The sequence below is a fragment of the Nonomuraea sp. NPDC050394 genome (genome assembly GCF_044459065.1).
Taxonomy (GTDB): Bacteria; Actinomycetota; Actinomycetes; order Streptosporangiales; family Streptosporangiaceae; genus Nonomuraea.
In genome coordinates, this window is the sequence record NZ_JBITIO010000003.1 from 378,938 (window position 1) to 391,128 (window position 12,191).

Annotated in this window: 10 protein-coding genes; 3 read left to right on the forward strand and 7 right to left on the reverse strand. The window is 71.6% G+C overall.

Annotation, left to right across the window (positions count from 1 at the left end):
- Nucleotides 1-60 precede the first annotated feature (60 nt).
- Nucleotides 61-816 (forward strand): SDR family oxidoreductase, encoded by a 756-nt coding sequence (locus tag ACIBKY_RS14860; protein WP_397097190.1) that lies wholly within the window; start codon nucleotides 61-63, stop codon nucleotides 814-816.
- On the opposite strand, the gene ACIBKY_RS14865 is transcribed toward ACIBKY_RS14860, so the two are convergent.
- From ACIBKY_RS14865 to ACIBKY_RS14885, 5 genes are all read right to left on the reverse strand, one after another.
- The gene (locus tag ACIBKY_RS14865) at nucleotides 813-1,502 is read right to left on the reverse strand and encodes an NAD(P)-dependent oxidoreductase (protein ID WP_397097191.1); all 690 of its coding nucleotides are present in this window, start codon (nucleotides 1,500-1,502) and stop codon (nucleotides 813-815) included. The genes ACIBKY_RS14860 and ACIBKY_RS14865 overlap by 4 nt on opposite strands.
- Nucleotides 1,499-2,506, reverse strand: a complete 1,008-nt coding sequence (locus ACIBKY_RS14870; RefSeq protein ID WP_397097192.1) for an NAD(P)-dependent alcohol dehydrogenase — start codon at nucleotides 2,504-2,506, stop codon at nucleotides 1,499-1,501. The genes ACIBKY_RS14865 and ACIBKY_RS14870 overlap by 4 nt, the downstream gene beginning before the upstream one ends.
- Before the next feature lie 56 nt (nucleotides 2,507-2,562).
- Complete coding sequence (locus ACIBKY_RS14875) at nucleotides 2,563-3,264, reverse strand: TetR/AcrR family transcriptional regulator C-terminal domain-containing protein (RefSeq protein WP_397097193.1); 702 nt, start codon at nucleotides 3,262-3,264, stop codon at nucleotides 2,563-2,565.
- A 70-nt stretch (nucleotides 3,265-3,334) separates the two neighbouring features.
- A complete protein-coding gene (locus ACIBKY_RS14880) occupies nucleotides 3,335-4,012 on the reverse strand; it encodes a response regulator (protein ID WP_397097194.1) in 678 nt (225 codons plus the stop codon).
- Nucleotides 4,009-5,517: a sensor histidine kinase gene (locus ACIBKY_RS14885; RefSeq protein WP_397097195.1), complete on the reverse strand. Its 1,509-nt coding sequence runs from the start codon at nucleotides 5,515-5,517 to the stop codon at nucleotides 4,009-4,011. Before ACIBKY_RS14885 ends, ACIBKY_RS14880 begins: the two co-directional genes overlap by 4 nt.
- A gap of 215 nt (nucleotides 5,518-5,732) precedes the next feature.
- Between ACIBKY_RS14885 and ACIBKY_RS14890 the strand changes: the two genes are divergently transcribed.
- Nucleotides 5,733-6,923 carry an alpha/beta hydrolase family protein gene (locus ACIBKY_RS14890; RefSeq protein ID WP_397097196.1) on the forward strand — a complete coding sequence of 397 codons (1,191 nt, stop codon included), beginning with the start codon at nucleotides 5,733-5,735 and terminating at the stop codon, nucleotides 6,921-6,923.
- Here the strand turns inward: ACIBKY_RS14890 and polX are convergent.
- The gene (polX, locus tag ACIBKY_RS14895; RefSeq protein ID WP_397097197.1) at nucleotides 6,920-8,608 is read right to left on the reverse strand and encodes a DNA polymerase/3'-5' exonuclease PolX; all 1,689 of its coding nucleotides are present in this window, start codon (nucleotides 8,606-8,608) and stop codon (nucleotides 6,920-6,922) included. The genes ACIBKY_RS14890 and polX overlap by 4 nt on opposite strands.
- Before the next feature lie 69 nt (nucleotides 8,609-8,677).
- Between polX and ACIBKY_RS14900 the strand changes: the two genes are divergently transcribed.
- A complete protein-coding gene (locus ACIBKY_RS14900; protein ID WP_397097198.1) occupies nucleotides 8,678-11,128 on the forward strand; it encodes a M14 family zinc carboxypeptidase in 2,451 nt (816 codons plus the stop codon).
- A gap of 45 nt (nucleotides 11,129-11,173) precedes the next feature.
- Here the strand turns inward: ACIBKY_RS14900 and ACIBKY_RS14905 are convergent, their stop codons facing one another.
- On the reverse strand, nucleotides 11,174-12,142 hold the full coding sequence (locus ACIBKY_RS14905) for an aldo/keto reductase (protein ID WP_397097199.1): 969 nt from the start codon (nucleotides 12,140-12,142) through the stop codon (nucleotides 11,174-11,176).
- Nucleotides 12,143-12,191: the final 49 nt, after the last annotated feature.

Genomic DNA, 12,191 nt, shown 5'->3' on the forward strand with positions numbered 1-12,191 from the left:
TTACGGACCCATTTAGTCCGTGATACTGTCACCTCGGTATCGAGACGAGGAGAGATCACCATGCGCATCGCAGTAGCCGGCGCGACCGGCAACATCGGCGCCCTCACCATCGCCGCCCTGGAGAGGGACGGGCACGAGGTCGTCGGCATCAGCCGGTCGCTGGGCGTGGACCTGTCCACGGGCGAGGGCCTGGACGAGGCGCTGACCGGCGTCGAGGCGGTCGTCGACGCCATCAGCATGCCCGGGGCGGGCGAGGCCGAGACGGTGGCGTTCTTCTCCGGCGCCACCGGTAACCTGCTCGCCGCCGAGCAGCGGGCCGGCGTCGGCCACCACGTGCTGCTCTCGATCGCCGGCCTCCACCGCACCGGCGGCAACGCCCACTACGCCGGCAAACGCGAGCAGGAACGCCTCGTGTCGGCGGGCCCCGTGCCGTGGACCATCGTGCCGGCCACGCAGTTCCACGACTTCGCCGCGATGGCCGCGAGCTGGGACGAGCTGGACGGCGTCGCCAGGGTCGCGCCGCTGCTCATGCGGCCGATCGCCCCCGCGGACGTGGCCGCCGTCCTGGCCGAGGTCGCCACCGGCGGGCCGCAGGGCCGCTACGCCGACATCGCGGGGCCCGGCCAGCAGGACCTGGTCGACATGGCGCGGCGCACGTACACGGCGCGCGGCCAGGAGATCGTGCTGGTGCCGACGTGGTCGGGCATCTTCGGCCCGGACATGGCGGGCGATGTCATGCTGCCGGGCGAGGGAGCCCGGATCATGCCGACCACGTTCGACGAGTGGCTGGCCGGTCAGGTCCCGGCGGCGAGCTAGCCGCGCGTCCGCGCGTGGGCGCGGGCCGAGGCCGTCTCGCGGCCGACGATGGCCGGTGCCTCGTGCACGAGTTCGTCGTTGGTGAGCGCGTCCACCATGAACAGGGCGAAGTCGACGCGCCGGGTGAGATTGCCGGCCAGGATGGGGTCGCCCACGTGCCGGCTCCACACGGGCAGTCCCTGGCTCTCGCCCTCCTCCAGGTCGCTGCCCCGCACGACGGTCCACCGGGTGTCGCTGGCGAAGATGCGCCGGCAGGCCTCCACCTGGTCGCGCAGGTCGGCGAAGCGGACCAGCCGGGCGAGCACGCCGAACACCGCGGCGAACGTCCGCAGCTGCCAGGTGTAGACGTCCTTGCCGTCGCGGGTGATGTGCCACCCGCAGGAGAACACCAGGCGGGCGCCCGGCCGCGCGTAGTCCATGACCGCCTGGGCGGTGCCGCTGGAGTATTTCCGCATCCCCCACGGCACCAGGACCGTGAGAACTCCGTCGCACCCGGCGACCGCGCGTTCGATGACCCGCCGGTCGTTGGTGTCGCCGGGGACGATGGTGATGCGGTCCTTGACGGCGTCGAGCTTGCCGACGCTCTTCTTCCGGCAGACGCCGACGACCTCGTAGCCGCGTTCCAGCGCGTGCCGGACCATGTACCGCCCCAGCTTGCCCGAGGCGCCGACGATACAGACTTTCATCGAGTTTCCCCCTGTCCGATGGTGATGACGACCTTGCCGCGGGCGCGCATGCTCTCGACGTACCGGATCGCCTCGGGAACCTCGGCCAGCGGGTACACGCGGTCGATGACCGGCACGATCTCCTTGGCCGCGAGCAGCTCGGCCAGATGGTTCAGCGCCTGCTTGCCCGGCTTCCACGAGACGCCGGTGATGCGCTGCCCGACGAACCTCGCCACGACCATGCCCTTGACCACCTGCACCATGGGCCCGAGCACCCGCCCGCCGCCGGAGGACAGGCCGCCGACGAGCGCCAGCGTGCCCTTCGGCGTCAGCGCGCGCCTGAAGTCCTTGAGCGAACGGTTGCCGACCAGGTCCACCAGCAGGTCGTAGCGCTCCGGCGGCCGGGTGAAGTCCTCGCGGTTGTAGTCCACGACCTCGTCCGCGCCGAGCGAGCGGACCAGGTCGGCGTTATGGGCGCCGCACACGCCGGTGACGTGCGCCCCGAGCGCCTTGGCGAGCTGGACGGTGAAGGTGCCGATGCCCCCTGAGGCCCCGTTGACCAGCACCCGCTGACCGGCCACGAGCCCGTCGAGCGCCTTCAGCGCGGTCTGCCCCGCCATGGGCACGGCCGCCGCCGCCTCGAAGCTCACGTCCGCGGGCTTCGGGACGAGCGTCTCCTGGGGTACGGCTACCGCCTCGGCGAAGGCGCCCAGCCGTACACCTCCGAACACCTCGTCACCCGCGGCCAGGCCGCGCACGTCGGCCCCCACCCGCTCGACGACCCCGGCCAGGTCGGCGCCGAGGATCGACCCCGGCCTGGGCCGCCGCAGCCCGGCGGAGAGCCGCACCAGGTGCGGGTCCGAGCGCAGGTGGCGCCAGTCGTAGGGATTGACGGCGGCGGCCCGTACCCGGACCAGGACCTCGTGGCGCCCGGGCTCGGGCACATCGACCTCGCGCAGGGCCAGGACGTCCGGCGAGCCGTACCGCTCCCAGACCCAAGCCTTCGTACGTCGTAAGGTTGCCATACGTCATAAGGTTGTCGTACGACGTAAGGTTGTCAAGTCCCAGCCTGAGACCGTTCTCAGCCGAGCCGGCGGCGCTCCAGTCCTTCGAGGATCAGATCGAGGGCGAACGAGAACTCCGTGTTGTCATCGCACCAGCTCAGCGTGGTTTCGGGGCCTTCGTGGGCGATCGCCGCCATCATCCCGGCCAGATGGGGATATTTCATAACCATCTGTTCCATCATCGCCTCGTCCATGCCGTCGGCTTGGTCGTCCGGCTCGAACAACTCCTGTGTGAACCCCATCGCCCGGCTGCCCAGCGCGTGCAGCGCGTGATGCGCCAGATCGTAGGAGAAGCCGCCCGCCCGCAGAATCCCGAGCACGCCCTCGTGGTAGGCGATCGCCGCCTCGCTGAGCGACGTACGCGTCTGGATCACGCCCGGCGCCCACTTGTGCCGCAGCAGCACCTCGCGCGCGGCGAGAATCCGCCCCCGCAACGCCGCCTGCCAGTCACCGGCCGGATCCGGCCCCTCGGCGCCCTCGACCACGCCGAGGATCTCCACGATCACCATCTCGACGACCCCGTCGAGTATCGCCTCCTTGTTGGCGACATGGTGATAGAGCGACATCGGCTCCACCCCGAGCTCCTGCGCCACTCGCCGCATCGTCAGCGCGTCGAGCCCGGACCGGTCCGCCAGTTCGACGGCGGCGCGCAGCACCCGCCTGCGGCTCAGCGGGACACGGGGCTGCTCATCGGATTCTTCGTCGGTCCAAAGAGGCACCCCAGCACTTTACCCGTACACCGTAAGGCGCAGTCCAGGCGGCCTGGCCGCCCGGTGGGGGCTGGTGACGCTAGTCGTGGCCGCCCGGGGAGACCAGGCCGGTCTCGTAGGCGAGCACGACCGCCTGCACGCGGTCACGCAGGCCGAGCTTGGACAGGATGCGGGCCACGTGCGTCTTCACCGTGGTCGCGCTGAGCGTCAGCCGGTCGGCCAGTTCGGCGTTGCTCAGGCCGGTGGCCAGCAGGCGCAGGACCTCCAGCTCGCGCGGCGTCAGGCCGGACAGGTCGCGGTGCAGGGCCGCGCGGGCGTCGTCGCGGCGGGCGAAGCGCTCTACCAGGCGGCGGGTGATCGTGGGCGCGAGCAGCGCGTCACCGGAGCGGACCAGGCGGACCGAGGCCACCAGGTGCTCGGGGGTGACGTCCTTGAGCAGGAAGCCGCTGGCTCCGGCGGTGAGCGCGGCGTAGACGTAGTGGTCGAGGTCGTAGGTGGTCAGGATGAGCACCCGGGTGTCGTCAGCGCCGCCGGTCACGATCCGCCGGGTGGCCTCGATGCCGTCCGTTCCCGGCATGCGGATGTCCATGAGCACCACGTCGGGCCTGGTGCGCCGGACCGCGGCGACGGCCTGCGCGCCGTCCGCCGCCTCGGCCACCACCTCGATGCCGTCGGCCGTCAGGATCATCCGGAACCCGGTGCGGACCAGCGCCTGGTCGTCGGCGATGACCGCGCGCAGCGGCGGCGGCGCGGTCACGCGGAGGTCCAGGGGATGCGGGCGCTGAGCCGGTAGCCGTCCGGCCCGCGGGTGGTCTCCAGGGTCCCGCCGTACAGGGCCAGCCGCTCGCGCAGCCCGATGAGGCCGCGGCCCTGGCCGGTGCCGGACCCGGCGGCCGGGCCGCCGCCGGTGTCGCCGACCTCGACCTCCAGGAAGTCGCCCGCGCGGGCGACCGTGACGGTGGCCGACGCGCCCGCCGCGTGCTTCATCGTGTTCGTCAACGCCTCCTGTACGACACGGTAGACCGCCAGGTCCACACCCGGAGGCAGGGGCTGGAGACCGGCCTCGACGCTCGCCTCCACCTGGAGCCCGGCGGCGCGTACCCGCTCGATGAGGCCGTCGAGCTGGTCGATTCCCGGCTGCGGTTCGAGCCCGCCGGGACGCTCTTCCGACGCGGCGAGCAGGCCCATCACGTTGCGCAGCTCGGCCATGGCGGCCCGGCCGCTGGCCTCGATCGCCACCAGGGCTTGCTTCGACTGCTCGGGATACGCGTCCATCACCTTGCGCGCGGCCCCGGCCTGGATCACCATCACGCTCACATTGTGGGTCACGACGTCGTGCAACTCGCCCGCGATCCGGGAGCGCTCGGCCTGGACCGCCCTGGCCGTGGCCTCGTCCCGGTCCCGGCGCAGCGCTTCGAGGCGCTCGCGGTTGCGCTGCCAGAACCGCACGAACACCGCGAGCGCGCCCGCGCTGAGCAGCACCACGTACGGCCCCAGCCAGCTCGGCAGGCTCGGCACGATGTCCGCGCCGGCGGCGCCCGCGAGCACGGCCGCCAGCAGGAGTCCCGCAGCCGCGGCCACCCGGTGGCGGCTGTGCGCGAGCGCGCTGTAGGCGGCGATGACGCAGGCCAGGACGGTGATCCAGGTCTCGCCCCCGTCCATGGCCAGCGTCGCGAGCACCACGGCCCAGAAGGTCGCGAGCGGGAAGCGGCGGCGGACCGCCAGCGGCAGGGTGCCGAGTACCACCAGCGACACCGCCAGACTGTCGTCCTCGTCGGGAACGGGCACCACCGGCACGGGCGACGACATCGGGCCCGTCGGTGGGGTCATCAGCGGTGGGGATACGAGCGGTGGGGTCACGGACGGCAGGACCGGCGGCGTCGGCAGGACAGGCGGCGTCGGGGGCTTGGGCGTGGCCGGGAGCTTGGGCGTGGCCGGCGTCGTGGGTGGCAGGGTCGTGGGTGGCAGGGTCAGGGTCAGCAGGGTCGGCGGCGGTAGCGGGAGCGCCTGGGTCGCGGACGGATGGGTGGACAGGGGCGCCGGGTCGTGCCGGAGGCGGAGCAGGTCCGACACCGGCTGGGGCGCGGCACCACGGCCGGCCTCGTCCAGGCTCGTCGTCGCGAACACCGCCACGACGGTCAGGGCGACCGCGAGCAGGACGTCGGTGACGAGCGCCGCGCGGGACGGCCGGGCGGCCGGTGTCTCCGGGCGCACCAGGGCGCGCGCGTGCTGCCACCAGAGCCGCCGTTCATCAGCTGTCACCTGCGTATTGTCGCGTTTGCCCGGCTGCCGCGCATCGTCCCGAGTGACCGGGGTGATCGTCCGGCGGGCGTACATCGCGAGGATGACGTCCCGGCGGATCATCCCCGGGAGGTAGCCGGCATCGCCGTCACGGCCGACGCGCCCGCCGATCCCCCGCCCCTAGCGTCGTCACCACTTCACACGAGAAACGGGGAAATTTCATGCATCGTCGTGCCTTGGGCGGCTTGGTGGTCGTCACAAGCCTGCTGTCACCCGCCGCCACGGCTGCCGCCGCCACGCCTCCGCCTCTGTCGACATCAGCGCCGCGTCTGCCCAGCCCGGCCGCCGCGCCACACCTGCGAACCACGGCCGTCACGCCGCGGCTGCCGAAACCGACCGGCTCGCGGGCGGTCGGCACCACGTCCCTCCACCTCAAGGACACCTCGCGTCCCGACCCCTGGGTGCCCTCCGTCAAGATGCGGGAGCTCATGGTCTCGGTCTGGTACCCCGCCACGTCGCCGGGCAAGCGGCGGGCGCCGTACATGACGGCGAAGGAGTCGGAGCTGCTGCTCAAGGACGGCGGGATCACCGGCGTGCCGCCCGGCGTCCTCGCCACCACGCGCACCAACGCCTACACCGACGTGAAACCTCGCGGACGCGGGCACGGCCTGCCGCTCGTGGTGCTCTCGCCGGGGTTCAAGAAGCCCCGCGCCACGCTGACCGCGCTCGCCGAGGACCTGGCCAGCCGGGGCTACGTGGTGGCCGCCATCGACCACACCTACGAGAGCATCGCCACGGCCTTCCCCGACGGGCGGGTCACCACCTGCGTGCCCTGCGAGGGCGAGCGCGAGCCGGCGACCTTCACGAAGGCGGCCAAGGGGCGGGCGGCCGACGTCTCGTTCGTGATCGACCGGCTGACCGCCAAGGGCACGTGGAAGGGCGCCGCGCTGATCGACCGGTCCAAGGTCGCGATGGCGGGCCACTCCCTGGGCGGCGCGAGCAGCCTCGCCGCGATGGTCAAGGACGGCAGGATCCGCGCCGGGATCGACATCGACGGCACCGTCCCGCCGGGCGTACCGGAAACCGATCTCGCGCGGCCGTTCATGTTCCTCGGCAAGCCCGCCACCTACACCCCGGGATCCGGCAGCGCCGAGACCGCCACCTGGGAACAGGCCTGGAAGCGCCTGACCGGCTGGAAGCGCTGGCTGCTGATGACGGGCGCGCAGCATGAGTCGTTCAACGACCTCGGGCCGCTGGCCGCGCAGCTGGGGCTCGACACCGGCGCCCAGGTGCCGGGACCCCGCTCCTGGGAGCTCACCCGGACCTATGCCGGCGCCTTCCTCGACCTGCACCTGCGCGGGAAGCCCCAGCCCCTCCTGGACCGCCCCTCACCCCGCCACCCGGAGATCAGGCACGTCGCTCCCTAAGGGCGGATGTAGGCGAGCAGGCGCTCCAGTGGCCAGGTGTTGACCACGTCGTCGGTCGTCAGCCAGGCGCGCTGGGCGATCCCGACGCCGAAACGCTGGTTCTTCAGATGCGGTACGGCATGCGAGTCGCTGTCGATGGAGAACTTCACCCCATGGTGCCTGGCCAGCCTGACCAGATCGGAGGGAAGGTCGCTGCGGTCGGGGTAGGCGTCGATCTCCATGACCGTGCCGGTGCGCGCGGCGGCGGCGAACACGGCGTCCCAGTCGGCCTCCACCGGCTGGCGCTTGCCGATCTTACGCGTGGTCGGATGCCCGATGACGTCGACGTACGGGTTCTCGCAGGCGGCGATGAACCGTCGGGTCATCTCCTCGCGCGACTGCGTGAAGTGCGAGTGGACCGAGGCCACGCAGACGTCGAACCCGGCCAGGATGTCTTCCGGCCAGTCGACCGAGCCGTCGGGCGCGATGTTGAGCTCGCTGCCGTGCAGCAGCCGCATCCCCGGATAGGACTCCTGCAGCTTCCTGATCTGCTCGCGCTGCTCCAGCGCCTTCTCCAGCGTCATGCGCTGCATGGTCAGGTCGGGGGCGTGGTCGGTGATGGCGTAGTAGGAGTAGCCGAGGGCGTGCGCGGCGGCGACCATCTCCTCCAGCGAGGCGATGCCGTCGGTCAGGTTGGTGTGCGTGTGCAGGTCGCCCTTCAGGTCGGCCAGCTCGACCAGGGCCGGGAGCTCGCCCTTCAGGGCCAGCTTCACCTCGCCGCCGTCCTCGCGCATCGGCGGGGGCACGAACTGCATGCCGAGCGCGGTGTAGATGTCCTGCTCCGCGGCGGCGGCCAGGACCCGATCGCCCTCGAACAGCCCGTACTCGGAGAGCTTCCAGCCCTTCTTCACCGCGATCTCGCGGATGGTGACGTTGTGCTCCTTGGAGCCGGTGAAGTACTGCATCGCGGCGCCCCACGACTCCTCCGGGACCACGCGCAGGTCCACCTGGACGCCCGCGGTGGTGCGGATGGAGGTCTTCTTGTCGCCCGCCGCGATGACCTCCGCCACGTACGGCTGCGCGCGGAAGCGCTCCATGATCTCGACCGGCGCCACGGCGAGGATGTCGATGTCGCCGATCGTGTCCTTCATCCGGCGCAGCGAGCCCGCGTAGCCGATCCGCGTGGCCAGGTCGGACAGCGACGCGATCACCTGCTCGGCCAGCGACATCGCCACGCCGACGTGCACCCGCCGCCCGGCCTGCTCCATCTGCTCGATGCCCTTGGCCAGATTGGCCAGCGTCTTCGGCCCGAGCCCCTTGACCCCGTCGAGGCGGCCCGCGGTGATCGCCTCGGCCAGCGCGGCCGGCGAGTCGATGCCGAAGTCCTCGAACAGCATGATGGCCGTCTTCGGCCCCAGCGTCGGCACACTCGTCAGCCGGCGCACGCCGTCGGGCACCTTCGCGCGCAGGGCGTCGAGCTGCCGGAAGCTGCCGCGCTCCAGGAACTCCTCGATCTTCAGCGCGATCGCCTCACCCACGCCCGGCACCTTGCGGACGTCGACCTGCGCGATGTCCTCGGGGAAGCCGGCGATCGCCTTGACCGCCTTCTGGTAGCTGCGCACCCGGAAGGCGTCGCCCCCGGTCAGCGCGAACAGCTCTGCGTATTCCTGAAGGGCGGCCGCCGCCTGCTCATTTGCCCGTGCCATGTGCACAGCTTAGGAGGTGGGGCCGACATTTCCTCTCGCCATGTCGGCCCGGACATGTCACGCTCGATCATGCGCAGAACCACCCTCTTAGCCCTGTTATCGGTCCTCCTCCTGCCAGCCGGTACGGCTGCCGCCGCCCCCGTCCCCACGCCGTCCCCGGCGGTCAGGGACTTCGGCAACGGCCCCGAGCGCAACGAGGAAGCCGCCCTGGTCGAGGATGCGGCCGCGGCGCTGAAGGCCCAGGCGGCCGCGCCGTACCACCACGACAAGACCAGGGGTTATCCCCGCAAGAACCAGCTCCCCCTCCCGCCGGAGAACCCCGCGGACGCCTCGATCAAGCTGGGCCTGATCCCGCACCACGCGATCGCGGCGAAGCTGAACGCGCTGCAGGCGCTCGGCGACCGCGTCAGCGCCGAGGTCCTCGGCCGCTCCGCGGGCGGGCGCGACCTCTACTTCGTGACGGTCACCGCGCCGGAGAGCCCCGCGGAGGTCCGCGAGCAGGAACGCCTGCGCCGGCAGATCGAATCAGGGCGAAAAGTCCCGAAAAATCGCTATAAAACGCCGATCTTCATCAACGGCAACATCCACGGCAACGAGTGGGAGGGCACCGACGCCTCCCTCAGGGTGATCGAGGAACTGGCCACCAGCCCGCAGGCGGCCACCCTGCTCAAGCGCGCCCGCCTGTACTTCAACATCACCGCCAACCCCGACGGCAGAGTCCTCGGCCAGCGCCCCAACGGCAACGGCTTCGACCTCAACCGCGACATGATCACCGCCTCCCAGCCCGAGGCCAGGGCCATGCGGCAGATCATGATCGACACGCAGCCGGTCGCCATGCTCGACCTGCACGGCTACGTCAACGGCACGCTGATCGAGCCGACCACCCCGCCCCACGGCGCCAACTACGAGTACGACCTGTTCATCACCAACACCTACGCCAACGGCCTCGGCATGGAGGCGGGGGTCAACGGCCTGGGCTACACGCCGGAGAAGGACGGTGTCTTCCCCGTCCAGATCCCCTTCCGCGACTCCGAGGAGGGCTGGGACGACTGGCCCCCGATCTTCACCCCGCAGTACGCGCCGTTCCATGGCGCGGTCGCCGCGCACACGGTGGAGATCCCGCTGCGCGTCAACGGCTCCGACTACACCAACCTGCCGGTCGAGGAGCTGCGCCGCCGTTCCCGGATCAACACCGACGTGGCCGCCGCGGCCGTGCGCGCCACCTACGGCCACGTCCTGGCCAACCATGACAAGCTGATCGCCGACCAGACCGAGGTCTTCCGCCGCGGCGCGGCGGGCGAGCCGTCCAGGACGGTCCCGCTGGGCATCGTGCCCGGCTTCGGCTCCGAGGACGTCTACACCACGACCTACCCGCGCGGCTACGTGATCCCCGAGGGCACCCCGGCGGCGGCCCGTCTGGTGGACCACCTGATCGCCAACGACGTGGAGGTGGAGCGGGCGATCCTGCCCTTCCGTGCGGGCGGACGCTTCTACCCGTCCGGCACGTACGTGGTCGACATGCGCCAGCCCAAGCGCGGCCTGGCCAACGTGATGCTGGAGCCCGGCGCGGACATCAGCCCGCGCGTCGACGCCATGTACGACATCTCGGGCTGGAGCCACGCCCTGCTCTGGGGCGCCGGCGTCACCTCGGTGCGCGACCTGCGCGTGCTCGCCGAGCCGGTCCGTGCCGCGGCTTCCACCGGCTACGTCCCGCACGGCGACGGCGCGCTCGCGCTCAAGGTCGCCGACGGCCGCGACGCGCAGGCGCTCAACGCGCTGCTCGCCCGCGGCGTCGAGGTCACCTGGGCGGGCGACACCGCCACGCTGCCCCGCTCGGCGCGCGCCACCGCCCGCGAGGTCGCCCAGCGCTTCGGCGTGCGATTCTCCCGGGCCGGTACGGCGGGCGGCCCCAAGCTCTCCCCGGTCAGGATCGCCGCGGCGGCCTCGGCCGACGAGCTGTTCACGCTGCGCGAGATGGGCTTCGCGGTCACGCCGGTCTCCACGACCCTGGCCAACGCCGGATTCGACTGGAACGCCGTGGACGTCCTGTTCGTCTCCAGCGGCCTGTCCTACACCGCGCTCAACCCGGCGGCCAAGGCCGCCCTCGACGCCTTCCTGGCCAAGGGCGGCGTCGTCACCCGCGGCGGCACGGGCGCGACCTTCAACGCCGCCGCCGGGCTCCTGACCGTCACCTCGGTGGCCGGGCGCGGCGACGCCAACGGCGTGGTCAGGATGGCCTCGGGCGAGCACGGGTTCGTGTACTCGCCGCGCTGGTTCACCGGGCTGGGTCCCGAGGTGAAGGCCGAGCAGACCTACGACGCGTTCGTGTCCGGGCACTGGCGCCCGAACCAGGACGGCTCCGGCGGCCAGGACGCCGCCAAGGGCCAGGCGGCGGTCGTCAGCGGCCAGGACGAGCGCGGGGCGCGCGTGGTGCTGTTCGGCACCGAGCCGATGTTCCGCAACCACCCGAAGGGGCTGTTCGCGCAGGTAGCGCGGGCCCTGTACAGCACGTCCCAGTGAGATGACGCGTGGGCCGGGCGTCACGAGGGCGCCCGGCCCACGCGCTCACATGCGTACCTCGCGAGGGGTGTAGGCCTCGCCGAGGAACGCGATCTCCTTCTCCGTCAGCTCCACGGCGACCGCCGCCGCGGCGTCGTCGACGTGCCGGTCCTTGGTGGCGCCCACGATCGGCGCGGTCACTCCGGTGCGCCCCAGCAGCCAGGCCAGCGCCACCTGCGCCGCCGGCAGCTCGCGCTCCCTGGCCACCTGGGCCACCCGGTCCAGGATCACCTGGTCGTTCTCCGGCTCGTACAGGAAGTCGATGCGCTCGTCCGAGCCCTGCCTGGCGGTCTGCCGCGCCGATCCGGCCCTGGCCAGGACGCCGCGGGCCAGCGGGCTCCAGGGGATGACGCCCACGCCCTGGTCGGCGCAGAGCGGCAGCATCTCCCGCTCCTCCTCGCGGTAGAGCAGGTTGTAGTGGTTCTGCATGGACACGAACTTCGTCCACCCGTTCACCTCGGCCACGTGCTGGGCCTTCGCGAACTGCCAGGCCCACATGGAGGAGGCGCCGATGTAGCGGGCCCTGCCGGAGCGCACGACGTCGTGCAGGGCCAGCATGGTCTCCTCGATCGGCGTCTCGTCGTCCCAGCGGTGGATCTGGTAGAGGTCCACGTAGTCGGTGCCGAGGCGGTCGAGCGAGGCGTCGATCGCGGCCATGATGTGCTTGCGCGACAGCCCGCGGTCGTTGCGGGCCTTGCCCATGGGGAAGTAGACCTTGGTGGCCAGTACGTAGTCCTCGCGGCGGGGGAAGACGCGGCGCAGCACGTTGCCGGTGATGACCTCGCTGGCGCCGGCGCTGTAGACGTCGGCGGTGTCGAAGAAGGTCACCCCCGCGTCGGCGGCGCGCCGGACGAGCGGCTCGGCCTGTTCCTCCGGCAGAGTCCATTCCATCTTGCCGGGATCGCCGTAGCTCATCATGCCGAGGCAGATACGGGAGACCTGAAGACCGGTGTTACCGAGACGCGAATATTCCATGAAAGTCAGCTTATGGTGGCCCATGGTGTGAAGTTTGGGTGAGGAAGGA

Coding starts and splice junctions, on each gene's coding strand:
- ACIBKY_RS14860 (WP_397097190.1), top strand. CDS start 61: ATGCGCATCGCAGTAGCCGGCGCGACCGGCAACATCGGCGCCCTCACC.
- ACIBKY_RS14870 (WP_397097192.1), bottom strand. CDS start 2,506: ATGGCAACCTTACGACGTACGAAGGCTTGGGTCTGGGAGCGGTACGGC.
- ACIBKY_RS14900 (WP_397097198.1), top strand. CDS start 8,678: ATGCGCAGAACCACCCTCTTAGCCCTGTTATCGGTCCTCCTCCTGCCA.
- polX (WP_397097197.1), bottom strand. CDS start 8,608: ATGGCACGGGCAAATGAGCAGGCGGCGGCCGCCCTTCAGGAATACGCA.
- ACIBKY_RS14865 (WP_397097191.1), bottom strand. CDS start 1,502: ATGAAAGTCTGTATCGTCGGCGCCTCGGGCAAGCTGGGGCGGTACATG.
- ACIBKY_RS14905 (WP_397097199.1), bottom strand. CDS start 12,142: ATGGAATATTCGCGTCTCGGTAACACCGGTCTTCAGGTCTCCCGTATC.